Genomic DNA, 18,204 nt, shown 5'->3' on the forward strand with positions numbered 1-18,204 from the left:
TAATAAAAAACATTAATTATCAAACAAACCTCTCAAAGTGTATTGAAACTTTCTTAAAGTAACACCCAAAAACTGTCAAATAGCACCCAAAAACTATCATTTGATAGTTTTTACCCCAAAGATTGGTGAAATTTACCCTACTGAAATCTAAAATAAGCCTTAAACTTGCATCATCGAGAAAGAAACGAAATATTAACCGCTTAAAAACCGCAACGTATGAAAAGTTTAAGTTTTAGAAAAGACCTGATAGGAGTACAAGAAGAGTTACTCCGTTTTGCTTATAAACTCACAGCCAATCGCGAAGAAGCCAATGACCTGTTACAAGAAACTTCATTGAAAGCATTAGATAATGAAGATAAATTTATGCCGGATACTAATTTTAAAGGCTGGATGTATACAATCATGCGCAACATCTTTATTAATAACTATCGTAAAGTTGTGCGTGACCAAACTTATGTAGACCAAACCGACAACCTCTTCCATCTGAATCTCCCGCAAGACTCCGGATTTGAAAGTACCGAAGGAGCCTATGACTTGAAAGAAATGCACCGTGTAGTAAATGCGTTGCCTAAAGAATATAAAGTACCGTTTTCAATGCATGTTTCCGGATTTAAATATCGTGAAATAGCTGAAAAATTAGAATTGCCACTCGGTACGGTTAAGAGCCGGATCTTTTTTACCCGGCAGAGACTGCAACAGGAATTGAAGGACTTTGTTTAATTAGGTATTATTTATGAAATAAAAAGATTGATTTTAGGTAGTGATTTAGTGTAGATTTTTAGTTGTTTAAAAGAAGGAGTAAGTGAGGGACCCCCTCCTTGCTCCTTTGTTTTTGTGACAATATGATATATAACATGTCTTTTATAAGAACTTTTTGGGAGTGTAATTTGTCTTTATGTCAAATATCTCAGTATATTTGTAATATAACAAGTTAACCTAATGAATGTGAAATCACTTATAACTTACGGCAATGAAAAAGGAAATTAAATTCAGTCTCGTATATCGGGACATGTGGCAGTCGTCCGGTAAATACCAACCCCGTGTAGACCAGTTAGTGCGAATTGCCCCTTTGATTATTGAGATGGGATGTTTTGCTCGTGTGGAAACCAATGGCGGAGCTTTCGAACAGGTCAATCTGCTCTATGGTGAAAATCCGAACAAAGCAGTACGGGCTTTCACCAAACCCTTCAATGATGCCGGAATACAGACCCATATGCTTGATCGAGGGCTGAATGGTTTACGAATGTATCCTGTTCCTGCCGATGTTCGTCGGTTGATGTATAAAGTCAAGCATGCTCAAGGGGTAGATATAACCCGTATTTTTTGTGGATTAAATGAAGTGGGGAATATTATTCCTTCCATACACTATGCGCTTGAGGGAGGGATGATTCCGCAAGCAACTTTATGTATCACCTTTTCACCGGTTCATACGGTGGAATATTATACGGCTATTGCTGATAAGCTGATTGAGGCCGGTGCTCCCGAAATCTGTCTGAAGGATATGGCGGGCGTCGGGCGTCCGGCCATGTTAGGACAATTGACTAAAGCCATTAAGGAACGCCATCCCGAAGTGCTGATTCAATATCACGGTCATAGCGGACCAGGGCTGTCGATGGCCTCCATTCTTAAAGTTTGTGAGAATGGCGCCGACATCATTGATGTAGCTATGGAACCCATGTCTTGGGGAAAAGTTCATCCGGATGTGATTTCTGTACAGGCCATGCTGAAAGATGCCGGTTTTCGTGTACCTGAAATTAATATGAAAGCCTATATGAAGGCGCGTGCCATGACACAGGAGTTCATTGATGATTTCCTTGGTTACTTTATGGATCCGACCAACAAACATATGTCTTCCCTATTGTTGAAATGTGGCTTGCCAGGAGGAATGATGGGGTCTATGATGGCCGATTTGAAGGGTGTGCATGCCGGTATCAATATGATATTAAAGAGTAATAATCAGCCTGAGCTCAGCATTGACGATCTGCTTGTGATGTTGTTCGACGAAGTGGAATACGTATGGCCTAAGTTAGGCTATCCTCCACTGGTAACTCCATTCAGCCAGTATGTGAAAAATGTGGCATTAATGAATGTAATGGCACGTGTGAAAGGTGAGGAACGCTGGAGCATGATAGACAATAATACCTGGGGGATGATTCTGGGTAAAAGCGGCCGTTTACCTGGCCCGTTGGATCCGGAAATTGTAGCATTGGCCAAAGAGAAGGGGTACGAATTTACAGATGAAGATCCGCAGAAGAACTATCCCGACCAGCTTGATGAATATCGTAAAGAGATGCAGGAGAATGGTTGGGAGTTCGGGCCCGATGATGAAGAACTGTTTGAACTGGCCATGCATGACAGGCAGTATCGTGATTATAAATCGGGAGTAGCCAAGAAGAGGTTTGAGGAAGACCTGCAACGTGCCAAGGATGCGGCATTGGCCAAACAAGGTTTCTCCGAAGAAGATGTGAAAAGGATGAAGCGTGCCAAGGCAGAGCCAATCACTGCGATGGAAAAGGGTAGGATTATCTGGGAAATAGATGTTGAATCGCCTTCCATGCCTCCTGAAGTGGGGCATAAATATGAACCGGATGATGTATTTTGCTATATTGCTACTCCATGGAACACTTATGATAGAGTATTGGCTAATTTTAGTGGACGTATCATCGAGGTATGTGCCAAGCAAGGTGCTTTGGTCAATAAAGGTGATGCTTTGGCTTATGTAGAAAGATGTGAAGAACCGGCATAACGTTTTAAAAGTTGTATTGTTATAGAGTGGATAAAGGCCGTTTCCGGTGTAAACCGGAGCGGTCTTTGTTTTTTTAGTGCCATTCCCAAACCCAGCCTCTCTTCTTCCTGAAGCCCGGCTGTCCGGTGTTCTTATCCCGACGCTTCGATGTCCGGAGCCCGGCACTCCGTTAGCTGAATCCCGGCTGTCCGGAAGGTCGGTCCCGGCCGTCCGATCTTTAGGTGATTCGTTTCCCGTCTTATTTGCTTTTCTTTTTATTTCGACTACTACCGTAGTTATTATATAAGGCTTGGGTTGTATATGACATTTGTAATATCTTGTTTCGGTAGAAATCTACCGGTTCTTTTTCGTAGATAGTAAATAAATATTGGGTTTATATTCAGAAAAAGATAAGAATTAGTTTTCGATTTTCTAAATCTGGATGGAACTTTTACTTGTAAATAGTGATCAAACTTCGTATATATAGTTAATTTGAGAAATGACACATATCTTTCAAATCCCTTTGGAATGGATATATAAACGGATCAACTAAGTTCTCTTAGAACTCAGTCTTAAAAAACGCTACAGTAACTTTTAAAGGGATTCTGAAAGGTGGTGAATGGCGAAGAAAAAAAAGTAGAAATTAGCATTTAAAAATATTATAGTATATTTATTGTATTTTGATACTTTATATCTATCTTTACTCCGCAAAATAAGATTGGCAACTCCTTATTTTAAAATATACAACTAAATCTGATTGACAAATGTAAAATTACAGCGTAATAAAGTATTTAATATTGTATATAATTTACATTTTTCAAGAATAACCAAGTTCTAAGAGAACTATAACTATTATTATAACCTAAATTAACACATATTGTTTAACTAAAAAAGAAAAATGAATGAATAACTCGAAAATTATCAATGTAAAATTGATAAAAAAGGTGTTAGTACTTGTTCTATCTTTTTTGTCTGTTACTGCTTTTGCGCAGAATATAACAGTGAAAGGAATTGTAAAAGATGGAACCGGTGAACCTATTATCGGAGGGAGTGTACTTGTCAAAGGCTCATCGATCGGTACAGTGACTGACATTGATGGCAATTACACTTTATCTAATGTTCCTGCAGACGGAGTCCTGGAGTTTTCTTACATCGGCATGAAGAAACAGGATGTAAAAGTAAGCGGTAAAACAGTTATTAATGTTGTGCTTCAAGAAGATACCCAGATACTGGATGAAGTTGTGGTGACGGCTTTAGGGTTGAAGCGTGAACAGAAAGCTTTAGGGTATGCAGTGACCGAGGTCAAAGGCGATGACCTGAAAGCTGCCAATACGATTTCTCCGGTAGCCGCCTTACAAGGAAAAGTTGCAGGTGTCGAGATTCGTCAGTCAGACGGAGGTATGTTCGGAGCGACGAAGATTCAGATTCGCGGTGCTTCTACTTTGAAAGGAAACAATCAGCCGATTTATGTGATCGATGGAGTTATTCTCGATAACTCGACTTCAGGAAATACCACAATGGACTGGGATGCCGGAAACAATAATGCCAATGACTATGGTAATGAACTGAAGAACCTTAATCCGGATGACTTTGAGACAGTTTCGGTCCTGAAAGGTGCTGCTGCGACTGCTCTTTACGGTTCACGTGGTCTGAACGGAGCTGTGGTGATTACCACCAAATCGGGAAAAGGTTTCAAAGGCTTCGGGGTTTCTGTATCACAAACATTTGGTATCGATCATGCTTACCGGACACCGGATATCCAGACTGAATATGGAGTGGGGTTGATGCCTGGTTGGAAAGACACGGACAACAATGGTTCCGTATGGGATCCTTTTCAGTTCAAACTCGATGATAAAGGAGACCGGACACTAATAGGCGCAGACAGTTATGGATGGGGACCTAAATACGATGGTCAGCCGATCCGCAACTATGATGGTACCTGGACCAATTATTCGCCCCATAAAAACAACATGCTGGATTTGTATCAATTGGGGCTGAACTCCAATACGAATGTGGCTATTCGCGGTGGCAATGATAAAACATCGTATTACACTTCTCTTTCTTATAAGAAAGCAAGATCTACCAGCGAAAAGAATACATTTGAGCGTTATTCGTTTTTATTGAAAGGTTCGCATAAAATCAGTGATCGGGTGGAAGTTTCGGCTGCTATGAGTTTCACCAACTCAAATCCGAAGAATTCTCCGCGAACAGTAGGAGAGCGTTTTGTCAATCCGAACGGAACCATTATGACTCCGATGCTGGATGTGAATTATTTCCGCGATAAATATCTGGGTGAGCATGGTGGACTGGCATCTACAAGTTATGGTGACAAGTATGGTTCAGTTCCGGGACGTGATTTGTTTTTTATGATCGACAAATACGATTATTCCCAGAAAGAGACTGTGGTTCGTCCCCAAATGGAAGTGAATGTGCAGATTCTGGATTGGCTGAGATTTAAAGCCGATGCCAATATGAATTACTATTACACTAAGTTTGAAGAAAAACAACTGGGTAGTGGATATGCAAATGAAGGCGGTAAGTATACAATGGGGCAAACCACAAAAGAGCAGGCTACCTTTGGCGGAACATTTACTGTCAATAAGCAGATACAAGATTTCAGCGTAGGTGGTTTCGCGCGATATGAATACTATACAAGTCGTTCGGAAGCATATAAAGTATATACAGATGGCGGTATGGTAGTACCGGGACAATGGTTTGTCGACAACTCAAAGAATCCTAAAAAGTCGGAAGCGAGCATTTCAAATACTAAGAGAATGATGTCTGCTGTCTTTGCCTTGAATCTGGGATGGAAAAATCAGGTTTATTTAGATGTAACAGGGCGTAATGACTGGTCGTCTTCTTTGGTATATCAAAACGGGACGGGCACATATTCTTACTTCTACCCGTCAGTATCCGGTTCATGGCTGCTCAATGAAACATTCGATTTGCCGCATTGGATTACATTTGCCAAAGTACGCGGATCGTGGGCACAGGTCGGTAACGATACCGATCCCTATTATGTGAACTCGGTATATGGCTTTGAAACCAAAGAAATGTATGATGGCAATATCTATGTGAACACTCTCGATAAGACAATGAAGAGTTTGAAGCTGAAGCCGGAGCGTAAGAATGCCTGGGAAGTTGGTTTGGATTTACGTTTGTTTGACAGCCGTTTGAACTTTGACTTTACTTATTATAAGGAAAATACGAGAGACCAGATCATGTCGATTGAAGTTCCTGCTATTTCGGGTGTGAACACTCAGTTGATAAATGCTGGTAATATTCAGAATAAAGGTATTGAAATTGCTGTAAACGCCACTCCGTATAAAAATAAAGACTGGCAGTGGGATGTCGCAATGACATATACAAAGAATAAAAATACTATTATCTCATTACATGAAAATGTGGCAGACTACATTGCATTGAGCGGCTATGCTAATGATTACGATTACCATATCGGTTCGGTTGCCAAAGTAGGCGGCGACTACGGATTATTGATGTCCGACATTCTTCCGGCTAAAAATGAAAAAGGAGAAACATTGTTGGAGTGGGACGACAGTTGGCGGGGAGCTTACGAAGCACGTAGCGGAAAAGTACAGGAAGTGGGTAAAATGACTCCCGACTTTTTAGGCTCTTTATCTACTACTCTGTCCTGGAAAAATTTGAGCCTGCATATTGCTACTGACATGCGTTTTGGAGGATTGGTAGCTTCTTACTCTAACTTGTATGGTACACAGGCCGGGTGGATCAAGAGTTCTTTAAAATGGCGTGATCCTGAACATGGTGGTTTGTCTTGGACCAGCCAGTACGGTGACAGTAAAGGAATCTCTTATGGCGATGGTGTTATCCCCGACGGAGTATTTAAGAATGGTACGTTCGCAACACTTGTAGACGGAACGAAAATGGATGTAAGCGGTATGTCCTACAAACAGTTGGTGGCAGAAGGGAAACTGGAACCCACACATGCCGGAACTTATCATGTAAACCGTGCGGCCTGGGGACAGAATACGATATTCGACACTTGGGTACACGAGTTGAACTATATTGCTTTGCGCGAGATCACCTTATCGTATCGCTTCCCGAAATCAGTGGCAAGTAAGTTTGGTGCCCAGGGATTGGGATTGAGCTTCTCTGCGCGTAATCTGGGATATCTGTACAACTCGTTGCCTAACCATCTGAATCCTGAAAGTGTTCGTGGTAATACGGCTTCTGAGTTCCGTATCCGTGGCTATGAACCTTACACGGCTAATTATATGATGACTATTAATGTAGATTTCTAAACCTTTAATGTGATATTTAGTATGAAACAAATGATGAAAAAATATCTATATATGGCAGCTGTGGCTGTTGTAGGTACAGGATTCCTGATGTCGTCTTGTAAAGACGAATTTGCCGGACAGAATACCAATCCCTCCACAGTCTCAAAACCGAACGTACGCTATTTATTTACTCAATGCGCCATGAGTTTTCAGCCGGCCGATTATCTTCAGTGGTTTGCCGGTTTCGATGCAATGTCTACCTGGGTGCAGGCAACTGCCTCAGGAGGTGGAAACTCCAGCAAATTGAATATGGTAACTCAGACCGGCTGTGGCTATCAGGTCAACGAGGTGCTTCGTTATACGAATGAAATAAAGCATCAGATCAGTCTGATGTCGGATGATGAAAAAGCAAAATACCAATATATTGCTTATTTATGTAATCCGATGCTGGTGTACTTGGGACTTGAAGACTCGGATATGTATGGATCCCGTCAATATTCAGAGGCAGAAATGGCCCGTTATGGTGGGACTCTGACTCCGAAATACGATACACAGGAAGAGTTGTTCGAACTCTGGCTGAAACAGCTTGACGAGACAATTAACTATCTGAAGGAGAATAATCCGCAAGACGTGCTTGGTGCGCAGGATTTTATTTATAGAGGAAAACTTGATAAATGGGCTAAATTGGCAAACTCATTGAAACTCAGAATTGCTGCACGCCTGGTTAATAAAGACAAGGCTCGTGCGATTGCCATCGTGAATGAGGCTGCCCAGAATCCGGCCGGTCTTATTTTAACTCTCGACGATGATTTTGTTTTCAATAAAGGTAAAAGAGACAATAACTGGAACAATGATATTTCCGTTGGTGCGGGAACTAAGCAGTTAATCGATTTTATGGTGAGCAATCGTGACCCTCGTTTGTTTTACTTTTTCCAGAAGAACGATTACAACTCTAATGTAGTTCAAGGTTTCTTTGATCAAAAAAGAGCTTTACCGTCTTATGTAGAAGCCAATGTGAACTATACGGTCGATGCGGACGGAAAGAAACACTTTGAGAGTTGGAAAGCTCCCGGAGAGCCTTGGGTACGCTATTATGGAGTTCCTTGTCAGGTAGATATCAATAAAAAGGAAGAGTACAAAGACTATTTCGACCCCAACAACGAGTTGTTCTATTTGCTGAGCAAAGACGGTGCGAAAAAGACCTATACTCCGATTGCCTACCGGAATACCGAAAATATTAAAGGTCTGTTGATTTACACATTCCCCGATGTTCCCGATGTAGCTCCCGTACAAGATAAGGAAGAATACGGCTGGTACGGACTGTACTTCTCTGCAGGTGAAACCAACCTCCTGCTGGCGGAATTCAAATTGTTGGGTGCCAATCTGCCGATGACCGCACAACAGTATTTGAGTGCAGGTGTCGAGATGTCTGTTCGTGGTTATGATTTTGTTTCCTCTAAGAATCATATTCCTTATTATGATAAAACCTACACAGGCGATGTACACGATAAGACAATCAGCCTGAAAGAAGGCATGATTGATGAAATGCTGTCACATGATGCATACCATCTGACAGGTGATTTGAGTAAAGACCTTGAGAAAGTTTATATTCAGCAATATATTCATTATCTGATGCTTCCGATGGACATGTTTGTTACCGCCCGTCGTTCGGGAGTGCCAATGAAGAACAGTACCTTGTTGCCATATCAGGATTTTGATCCGTTATTGGGTGACCAGTACGTCATTCCGCGACGTTTCCCGGTAAGCAAACCTCTTGATTCTGATTTGCTCCGTGACATTACAATTGCAGCCTATCAGGCACAGGGCTATACGTATGAAGGTGAGATGAGTAATTCACCTGTGACGTTAAGCAAAGAACGTGTCTGGTATGATAAAGAGGCACCGGCTTTTGGTACAGGTCCTCAACAGTAATTTTCTGTTTTACATAAATCTCCGGGGCTGCTTCTGCTTTTTGCAGAAGTGGCCTCTTTTCTATATTATCCTTACATCATCGGGGGCGGTTTGGCGAAGTTGCTATTTCTTCTTTTTCTTCTTCTGTTTTTTTGTATCTTTTTCTTTCGCTTTTTCCTTATCAACAGGAGGGAACTTCGGAACCAGATTCATCAGTCGCAGAATTTGTCCTTGGCGTCGTTTGATATAAGGTGAGGGGTGTGCCGAGTCGAATCGTATTGGATTTGGTAAAGTTGCTGCGATCAGGGCACACTGTCCCCGGGTCAGTTTGGCGGCTGTCGTTTTAAATTTATATTTAGCGGTTGCCTGAGCACCGTAAATACCTTTGCCCATCTCGATGGAGTTTAGATATACTTCCATAATCCGTTCTTTCGGCCAGCAGGTTTCAATCAGAAATGTAAAGTAGACCTCAAACCCTTTTCGTACCCACGAAGACTGTGGCCAAAGGAAGACGTTTTTCGCTGTCTGCTGGCTGATGGTACTGGCACCCCGTTTCTTTTTCCGGGTTTCGTTTTCTTTCATCGCTTTTTTAATTTCTATCATGTCGAATCCGTTGTGAGAGGCAAAGCGGTTATCCTCCGAAGCAATCACCGCCATGGGCAGGCTGGGAGAGATTTTATCAAATGGTACCCACGTATGCTTGCATATCACTTTTTCTTCCGAAACGAGTTGCTGGACAGAGCGGATAATCATAAGTGGAGTGACATATACCGGCACGAATCGATAGAAAATGACGGCACCGATCGAGGAGATAAAGAAAAAAAGGATCAGATTGCGCAGAATGCGAAAGGGTTTCCGGAGTTTCATTGTGTGTGATCTTGTTGGTTTGTTATACGAATGTGCCAATATACTGACTTACCATCCTTTTTTATATGGAGGAGCAAACAGTATATTGGCACATGGCATAAAACACCTGTGGGTGTATTATGAAATCGTTATTTACCGGCTTCAGCGTTTTTAATCATCTGTTCACTGGCGTACATAAATATTTCTACACGACGGTTTTGTTCCGGTGTTTCCGACTCGTTGTATTGTGAGTAGCCTACTCCTTCCACCTTTTTGAATTGGTAAGGTTTAACGCCACATGCCTGAAGATAGTTTTCAACGGCGTATGCACGGTTGGCCGATACTTTCTGGTTAGCTTCGTAGCTGCCTACTTTATCGGTATGACCGATAATGGCTACATCGACTGTCGGATCTTCTTTCAGGATATTGGCAAATTCAGCTAATGATTGTTTAGATGCTGCACTTAGTGCAGAAGAGTTGAATGCAAAAAGTATACCTGAGGGGAAAGTTACTTTTACGGCAGCCAGACCATTGTTATCAGTAACTTGTTCTACTTGTGCGTCTTTGATTTTTGCAGCCTCAGCAGCTTTCTTGTCCATCTTACGACCAATGAGAACACCTGCTCCGGCACCTACGGCAGTACCTACTGCAGCACCGATAGCAGCACCTTTTCCTTTACCGGCAATACCACCGATAATAGCTCCCAGGGCCGCTCCCGAACCACCGCCGATGACACCACCCTTAGCTGTATTATTCATGCTTCCACAACTTCCGAAAACAAGCGCCATGCTTAGAAACAAAGCCATAAATTTAATTTTCTTCATAATTAAGCTCTTTTTATATAGTTAATAATTAAATGGATACTTCCATTTTATAAAAACGTGGCAAATATACAGATTATTTGTTTTGCCTGTCATTTACCTTGTAAAAAAAACAAGAAGATATGTGCTTTTGTTGTCTAAGCTGTGCTTTTTCTTTTCAGAGTATCGGGCGCGACAACACTTTCCGTTTAATCAATGCAAACCAACCGGCCAGAATAACCCCTTTGGCAACAGTAGTGACACAAACAGCCCACCAGATACCTTCTACTCCCATGCCCATGCGGACAAACAGAATGGCGAGCGGAATACGCATGTAGTTGCAGGTGATGCTGATAACGGCAGGTGGAATGGTGCGTCCGATACCGTAGAATACACCTTGTGTCGTGATCTCAAGCATCATAAAGAGTTGTGAATAACCGTCGATGCGGAGAAACACGCCTCCTGCTTCATAAGCGGCCTGTTCGGGAACAAAGAGAGCAAAGATTTCGTTTCCGAAAAATACAAAAAGCAGGGTGCAGAGCGTACCGAAGATTGAGGTCATCAACAAAGTCGTATGCCATGATTTTATCACACGGTCTGTTCGTCCGGCTGCATAGTTTTGAGCAATGAATGCGCTTAAGGCAGTGGAGAATCCTTGTGATGTATTCCAGGTGATAGCCTCAATTTGTCCTCCGGTGGTAAAGGTCATCAATCCGATATGCCCTCCTTGTTCGGATGCTGTACGGCAAAGGAACATATTGACGAAAGCAAACAAGGTGTTAAGGGTAGCTACCGGTAAACCTAATTTAAGGATACGATGGGTATATTTTTTCTTTAACCGGGTAAAGAAAGAGAATCGTCCCAATAAAGCGTCTCTGCAACGTAATTGATAGATAAAAATGCCGAATACTGCTGCTTGCGAAATCCAGGTGGCATAGGCTGCTCCGTTGGTACCCAGCCCGAAACCGAAGATGAAGAGGGGATCGAGGAGGATGTTCAATACCAATCCGGTACCACTGATGTAGAATGGTATCTTACTTCTTCCGGCGGCATTATAAATACCGGTAAAGGCTGCCGAAAGAAAAATGAAAGGTAGCCCGGTAGAGATAATGCGCAGATAAGCGATTGCATTTTCGGTGATGTGCGCTTCCAGTTCGTAGATACCGATGATGGGACGTGCAAGCAGGAAAAGCAGCCCGCCCCAGCAAAGTGAAATAATAAGGGCGATAGTAATGTTGTGTGACGCGAAATTACGGGCATCTTCATGATTTTGTGCTCCGATGGACTGACCTACACTGACCTCGGAACCTACTTTGTTCAGTAAGGAAATGGAACCGGACATCCAGGTCAGGATACCTACCGAACCGACAGCGGCGACGGCTTCACTCCCCAAACGCCCTACCCAAGCCATATCTGTCAGGCTATATGCCATTTGGATAAACGAGGTAGCCATAATGGGCATCGCCAAGTTAAACAATTGTTTATTGATAGGACCTTGAGTCAGATTCTTGATTCCTTGCATGATACTATTTAATAAGAAATGAGTGGCAAAGATACGACTTTCTTCCGGCTGCAATCCTTATCTTTGCAGAGAAAATTTATAGAAGAATATGAAAACAACTCAGAAAACGGCCGGATGGTATCATGTGATGGCAGCGGTGACAGTAATGATATGGGGAACGACTTTCGTTGCTACTAAAGTTTTAATAAAATATGGCCTGTCACCTGTCGATATTTTATTCTACCGTTTTTTATTGGCATATATTTGCATCTGGTTTTTCTCTCCCCGAGTGTTGCGGGCTAAGAGTTGGCAGGATGAACTTCGGTTTGTGGGACTCGGACTATGTGGAGGTTCGCTCTATTTTGTAGCCGAGAATACGGCATTGGGTATGACGCTTGCTTCCAATGTGTCGCTGATTATCTGTACGACTCCTATTCTGACTGCACTGTTGGCACCCTTTTTCTATAAAGGCGATAAATTAAAAGCACGTCTGATAGGCGGTTCTCTGATGGCGCTTATTGGGGTGGGATTGGTTGTGTTTAATGGCAGTTTCATTTTGCAGCTTAGTCCGGCCGGTGATATTCTGACCCTGATAGCTGCATTAATGTGGGCTTTTTATTGCTTGCTTCTCAGGAGGATGAATACTCATTATCCGACATTGTTTATTACACGGAAAGTTTTCTTTTATGGTTTGGTGACTCTTTTGCCCCTGTTCTTAGTGTATCCTTTACAGACGGATATACATATCCTGTTCCGGCCCGTTGTCGCTCTAAATCTGCTTTTTCTGGGGGTGATTGCTTCGATGCTGTGTTATATTATGTGGAATACGGCAGTGAAACAATTGGGAGTGGTTTGTGCCACCAGTTATATTTATGTAGTTCCCCTTGTTACTTTGCTAACCTCTGCCATTGTGATCGACGAAACCATCACAATAGTTGCTTTATTGGGATCGGCACTGATTCTGAGCGGAGTGTATATTGCCGAAAGGGGAGTGAACTTGAAGAAATAAACAGTGTCGGCAATTGCTTTAATTTCCTGTCTCTTCGATTTTCGATGAAATCTTTTCTATGGCTTCACTCAACTCTTTTTCAGGGGGAATTACATTGAAATCTTCCCAGAAGTTTTTGTCGTATGCAAATGGAGTTTCCGCGAAGATGGTATTTACAGATAACCGTTCGTTGTGGCCGAAACGGCTGACATTGTCCGTTTCTATCTTGCAGGTGGCCATCTCAAACCATGTATGTAGACTGGTGCTACCAAGCCATTTATTTCTTTGTTTTATCTTAAAATGTAAGTCACCGCGTACGTGGTTGATGTAATATGTATGTTCCCAAAGTTTATAGGATACGGTATAAACCACTTTTTGGGGAATAATCCGGATATTTCGGCTTCTTTTCTCAACCAGTATGTTGGCTGCTTTATGTATATACCGAGGAATCAACTCAAATCGTGCCCGTAGCAGGGCATTGTTTTCCGTGTCGATATAGAGCTCACCGCAATAATTGGGAGACTTGATACTTGAGCGTTGTTCGAAATAGATTACGTGGGCAAGCCGGTTGTCGATTACAGTAAGATCACTGGAAGTGTAAACGTAAACACATTCTTTGGAGTCCGGAAGCAGGAATTCCGGTAAACTTTTGATTAGGTCTAACTCAATGCAGGCATGAATACCCGATTTCATTTTAGCAATTAAGGTATCCTTTACAGCTTGGTTAGTGATACGGCGCATTTTCAGTAGCTTTACTTGGTCGGTCTTTTCCGGAGCATCCGACGGAGCCTTATATATTTTGAAGATGCCTTCTGTCAGGCTGACAAACCGGTTCTTTTGTTCGATACCTTCCCTATAGAAAGAGGTCAGATAGACAGGGACTTTGGAATAATTCTTTTTTCGGAATTGCAGCATCTCTCTCAATAGACGCACCGGATTGACAATGCGTACAATAACCTCTTGTAGGGGAATTACCTTAGGCTCTAAAGCAAAAGTTCCGTTTCGTCCGGCAAGTAGGGATGCATCTGTGGTTTGCGGTACGTAGCCCAGATGTGAAAAGCGAATCCGGCCGTTTCGGAGGGAATCGGGCAGATGAAGCCTGAAACTCCCGTTTTGATTGGTGACACTACCGATTGAGGAACCCTCGGCACCTACGGTAGCATAGGGGATCGGTTCCCTGGATAGCTGGTCTATTAATGTTCCTTCAAGAGTGAACGAGAGTGTGCTGTCTCTGCATAAACTTTCTTCCTTACTTGTGCTTAATGCCGTTTCCGGTCGATAAATGATGATGTGTTTGTCTACCGAACGTAGTTTAAGGTTGTCATTACCAATTATACTGTAAATGGCTTGGCGTACGGTCTGTTTTCCACCTTTCAACTTTACCGTACGTTCATTGTCAACCAGTTTGCTGTCGTAGATGAACAGGTATCCTGTCTCTTCCGTTATTTTAGAAAGTAGTTTATAAACGGTCATTTCACTTTTCGGTAACCGGATGATACGATCGAGTATACCGGAGTCATCCGCCTTTACCCGGGCTGCTATGAATAATAGCAGACAGGTGAACAGGCATTGCAGGCAGAGACTTTTCGAGGCTTTCATTGTTTGTGGGTTTTGATTCCGGGATTACTCGGAGAGGGTGATTATGTTTTGATTGCGTGTGCACTTCAGGTTCAGTGCAAGGCCGATTAGCTCGGCCATTTTCTCAGGAGAATCATCTGAGAAAGAAACCGTCAGTACATGTTTCCCCAGTTCCGGGGAACTCTGCAGATATATTTCCGTCTGGCGAAGGTTGATGGCATGCAGGATATTGTCCAACTGTTCGTCTTTGAAACGCATGTTTTGCATGTATCGGGCAAACTGTTCGGAATTCTCGGTCATAGTCAGCTGCCATTCATCATCCAATAAAGTAGCGGTTTCCCCGGCTTTGACATGTATTTCCTGGCCATTGTGCTTTTGAGTAACTTTTACCTCACCTCTCTGAACTGCTAATTCGAATGGAGAGTTGCTACTGTTTTTCACATGAAAGGCGGTACCTATCACTTCGATCTGTACTTTCTCGGTTTCGATGAAGAAAGGACGTGCACGATTGCCCGCTATGTCAAAAAGGGCGTTTCCTTTCAAACTCACTTCTCTTCTTTTTTTAGAAAAATGTTTGGGGTATTCCAGTGAAGTCTGCTCTGACAGATAGACAACGGAACCATCCTCAAGCGTGGTGACCAGTATGCTCTCTTCTTTGTTTGCTTTGACCAATAGTTCACCGCCGGAAAGCTGGTGGTCGGTCCGTAACACCGTAGGCAGGTAAACACATAGGCTTATAATAGCTGCAATGGCTGCTATGCCGATCCATGCGGTCGGACGTATGGCAAAACGACGTTCTGTCACCGTTGGTAACAGTCCGTCTGTCTCCAGGCGATTGTGTAATTTATTCCACGCCTGATCGGTTTGGGTCTTGTTTTTTTCGATTCGATTCATGATATCTGGATATAATTCTCAATTTCTTTTCGTAAAGTCCGGAGTGCCCGGGTCATTTCTTTCTCTACTGTTTTTACCGATAGTGAGAGGAGAGAGGCTATTTCCGAATACTTTTTTCCTTCTGTGTGGTGTAGTCGGAAGATATGCAAACGGCGTTCCGGTAGTTTCTCAAGGGTTCGGTTTATAATTTGTTGCAGTTCTTTGTACTCAATCTGCTCTTGCGGATCGGGTGAAGCTATATTTACCGGAACGGATAAAATCGCATCCTGATAGCGCTTTTTGACATCCTGATGTTCACAATACTGGATAGAGCGGTTACGTATAGACCGATAGAGATAGTTCTTGACAGAATGAAAAATCTCAAGTTTTTCCCGATCTTTCCAGAATACATAGAACAATTCTTCGACGATTTCTTCGGCTACGTCCGGTTCACCCGTTATGCTGGCGGCGTATAGGCGAAGCGGAGTATAATATTGGCGGAATAATGTTTCAAACGCCTTTATATTGCCTTCTTTTATTTGAGTAAGTATAAATACGTCGTTCAGCATATTGGGGATATATCGGGAGTTAGAGTTCGTCAAAGATACTATAAAAAGTGATTACTGCTTCTGCTGCTTTTTTAATTTGTTTACTGCATGCTCCAATGACTCTGTAGGCTCTATGATATTATAGCCTCCCCAAAAGTTGTCACTGGTAAAGTTATCCACTTTGTCTGAGAATACATGATTTTGTTTGAATGCTGCTTTATATGGAATAGCTGTAATATTGTTTTCTTTCCTGTCCGTAACCACCATTTCCGATAAGATGGTATAGTTGGTAGAAAACAGTTTACGCTTCCAGTCACACTTAAAGCGGATATTGTTCCGGATATAACTTAGGTAAGTGATCCCTCCCAGGTTTTTGTATGATATCAGGTATGATACTTCTACGGGTTTGAAACGCAGTCCAAAAGGTTTTTTTCTTAAGATAGCTTGAGTGGCTTTATTCTTATCATCCATACTGAGGTTAAACTCAGCGCGTGTGAATGACAGTCGCTCTTTATCGATGTAGAGTGTACCATAGCATAAGGGATAGGATAATTTTACTCTTGGACGGAAGCTGATGACATACTGGGATCGGTCGTCAATGCAGGTCGGGTCTTCCATTCGAAATTCGTAGAACAATAGGTCTTCTTTGGCCAACAGGCAGTCCGGGTTCTTTACTATATCCATATAAATGGCCATATTGGGGCCTCCGAGTAATTTTACAGCCAGTGTGTCACTCTGTTTTTGGCTCAACAGTCTGCGTCCTCTGTAAATCTGAACCCGATCGTGTTCGGCAGTTTCATTGTAGGGCGTTTTATAAATATCGATTACAGCCTCTGAAATATTGATATAGCGACGCCCTTTTTGAGCCAATTCTCTGTAGAATCCTGTGAGCATGTTGCTTTGGGGACTATAATTGGCCGGGATCTTGCGAAGTGCTTCTTCCACAATGCTGCGTGGATCTCTGGCTCTTACCAGGATTTCACTAAGCAGGTTGGCATAAGGAGTGAGCCAGACAATCCGTTCTGTGGGATTTTCTTCTTTTAAAGGGATACGGGAATTGAGATAACCTACATGTGAGGCTTCAATGTCTTTGGCCTGAACCGACTCGGGAATCTTTAGAGTAAACTCACCGTCTGCGTTGGTGACGGTACCGACACTGCTTCCTGGTATCGATACATTGACATACTCCAGTTTCTTTTTGTTGAGTTTGTCTTTGACTACTCCACTGATAGTGGTGTATCTTTCCGCATTGTCCTGTGCAGCCAGCGGCATGATGCCCGACAGAATCAAAACTGCCAGTATACATCCGATTGATCTTATCCATTGCGTTTTCATCTTTTTCAGAGTTTAAAGGGTGAATAATAGTTTGCTTTCTGTATATAAGATCGTTCAAACGGAGAATACCCTATGAATTTCTGAAGAAAAATGAGAAAAAACTCAATGAAGAGTGTTTTTCGGGGGATAATCTAATCGTTTTACTTCAAAATCTCATTCAAATCCTTGGTGAGACATCCCCATTTGAATTCATGGTTAGGTGTCAGATAAGGATACTTGGCATAAGAATTGCAGGTGACAACTTTAAATCCCACTATTTGCTCTCCTCTGATCCAACCATAAAAGCCAACTTCTTTTCTGTTGAAGTCTACCCAACCTACAACGACGTAATCTTTTGTTTCGGGATGCTGCTCTTGTGGATAACCATAGGTCCAATTGTCGGTTGGAGGGTTGGCAGTTGTTTTCTTTGCTACTTTGATATCAATTTTGGCACCGTTTACTTTTACATCAAATTCATCGGAGTGATGGGATTGGAAATCTGTCTGGTCCAATTCGAATGGGATTCCCAGATTTTTCAGATGTTTTTGGAAAGCCAACTCTCCGATACAGCCTAACAGGGCTTTGTCCAGTCTCTCTTTTTCGGATAACCCGAAACGTGAATAAAGTCCGTTTTGTATCATGCTTTCCGCTTTGACTTTTGCCATGGCTACTGTTTGATCAAAATTTAAATCCTGTACGATCATAGTAATAAGGTGTTTTATTTTTTAATAAATCAGCAGGAAGGATACCGGTTCGAAAAATAGATTCTCAAGAGGCTTTGAAGTATTGCGCTATCAAACAACTCCCTGCAAACAAAGATACGCAAAAATTCTGAAATGCAAAATAGGAAGAGTGGTTTAT

General features: G+C 42.3%; 13 protein-coding genes. 5 read left to right on the forward strand and 8 right to left on the reverse strand.

Annotated elements, in window-relative coordinates; all coding sequences use genetic code 11:
* Window positions 1–216 precede the first annotated feature (216 nt).
* From FDF36_RS00790 to FDF36_RS00805, 4 genes are all read left to right on the forward strand, one after another.
* Window positions 217–720: an RNA polymerase sigma factor gene (locus FDF36_RS00790; RefSeq protein WP_005776700.1), complete on the forward strand. Its 504-nt coding sequence runs from the start codon at window positions 217–219 to the stop codon at window positions 718–720.
* 250 nt (window positions 721–970) lie between these two features.
* Window positions 971–2,746, forward strand: coding sequence for an oxaloacetate decarboxylase (locus FDF36_RS00795; protein WP_220389957.1), 1,776 nt, complete (start codon window positions 971–973; stop codon window positions 2,744–2,746).
* Window positions 2,747–3,627: 881 nt separating this feature from the next.
* Window positions 3,628–7,005 carry a SusC/RagA family TonB-linked outer membrane protein gene (locus tag FDF36_RS00800; protein ID WP_220389958.1) on the forward strand — a complete coding sequence of 1,126 codons (3,378 nt, stop codon included), beginning with the start codon at window positions 3,628–3,630 and terminating at the stop codon, window positions 7,003–7,005.
* A 21-nt stretch (window positions 7,006–7,026) separates the two neighbouring features.
* Complete coding sequence (locus tag FDF36_RS00805) at window positions 7,027–8,916, forward strand: SusD/RagB family nutrient-binding outer membrane lipoprotein (RefSeq protein WP_220389959.1); 1,890 nt, start codon at window positions 7,027–7,029, stop codon at window positions 8,914–8,916.
* Window positions 8,917–9,018: 102 nt separating this feature from the next.
* Here FDF36_RS00805 and mtgA read toward each other — a convergent pair whose 3' ends face one another.
* The 3 genes from mtgA to FDF36_RS00820 form a co-directional block, all read right to left on the reverse strand.
* Entirely contained in the window at window positions 9,019–9,762 is a 744-nt protein-coding gene (gene mtgA / locus FDF36_RS00810; protein ID WP_220389960.1) for a monofunctional biosynthetic peptidoglycan transglycosylase, read from the reverse strand.
* 128 nt (window positions 9,763–9,890) lie between these two features.
* Window positions 9,891–10,565 carry an OmpA family protein gene (locus FDF36_RS00815; protein ID WP_005786956.1) on the reverse strand — a complete coding sequence of 225 codons (675 nt, stop codon included), beginning with the start codon at window positions 10,563–10,565 and terminating at the stop codon, window positions 9,891–9,893.
* Between the two features lie 154 nt (window positions 10,566–10,719).
* The gene (locus FDF36_RS00820) at window positions 10,720–12,063 is read right to left on the reverse strand and encodes an MATE family efflux transporter (RefSeq protein WP_195316500.1); all 1,344 of its coding nucleotides are present in this window, start codon (window positions 12,061–12,063) and stop codon (window positions 10,720–10,722) included.
* Between the two features lie 88 nt (window positions 12,064–12,151).
* On the opposite strand from FDF36_RS00820, the gene FDF36_RS00825 reads away from it, so the two are divergent.
* Window positions 12,152–13,051 (forward strand): DMT family transporter, encoded by a 900-nt coding sequence (locus tag FDF36_RS00825; protein ID WP_220389961.1) that lies wholly within the window; start codon window positions 12,152–12,154, stop codon window positions 13,049–13,051.
* A gap of 18 nt (window positions 13,052–13,069) precedes the next feature.
* Here FDF36_RS00825 and FDF36_RS00830 read toward each other — a convergent pair whose 3' ends face one another.
* The 5 genes from FDF36_RS00830 to FDF36_RS00850 all read right to left on the reverse strand — a co-directional run bounded on the left by FDF36_RS00830 (window position 13,070) and on the right by FDF36_RS00850 (window position 18,047).
* Entirely contained in the window at window positions 13,070–14,629 is a 1,560-nt protein-coding gene (locus FDF36_RS00830) for a carboxypeptidase-like regulatory domain-containing protein (protein WP_220389962.1), read from the reverse strand.
* A 24-nt stretch (window positions 14,630–14,653) separates the two neighbouring features.
* A complete protein-coding gene (locus FDF36_RS00835) occupies window positions 14,654–15,502 on the reverse strand; it encodes a FecR family protein (protein ID WP_220389963.1) in 849 nt (282 codons plus the stop codon).
* Window positions 15,499–16,050, reverse strand: coding sequence for an RNA polymerase sigma-70 factor (locus tag FDF36_RS00840; protein ID WP_220389964.1), 552 nt, complete (start codon window positions 16,048–16,050; stop codon window positions 15,499–15,501). Before FDF36_RS00840 ends, FDF36_RS00835 begins: the two co-directional genes overlap by 4 nt.
* A gap of 51 nt (window positions 16,051–16,101) precedes the next feature.
* Complete coding sequence (locus FDF36_RS00845; protein WP_220389965.1) at window positions 16,102–17,364, reverse strand: carboxypeptidase-like regulatory domain-containing protein; 1,263 nt, start codon at window positions 17,362–17,364, stop codon at window positions 16,102–16,104.
* Window positions 17,365–17,504: 140 nt separating this feature from the next.
* Window positions 17,505–18,047 (reverse strand): hypothetical protein, encoded by a 543-nt coding sequence (locus FDF36_RS00850; protein ID WP_220389966.1) that lies wholly within the window; start codon window positions 18,045–18,047, stop codon window positions 17,505–17,507.
* Window positions 18,048–18,204: the final 157 nt, after the last annotated feature.

It is taken from the genome of Bacteroides fragilis (assembly GCF_019583405.1).
Lineage (GTDB): Bacteria > Bacteroidota > Bacteroidia > Bacteroidales > Bacteroidaceae > Bacteroides > Bacteroides fragilis_B.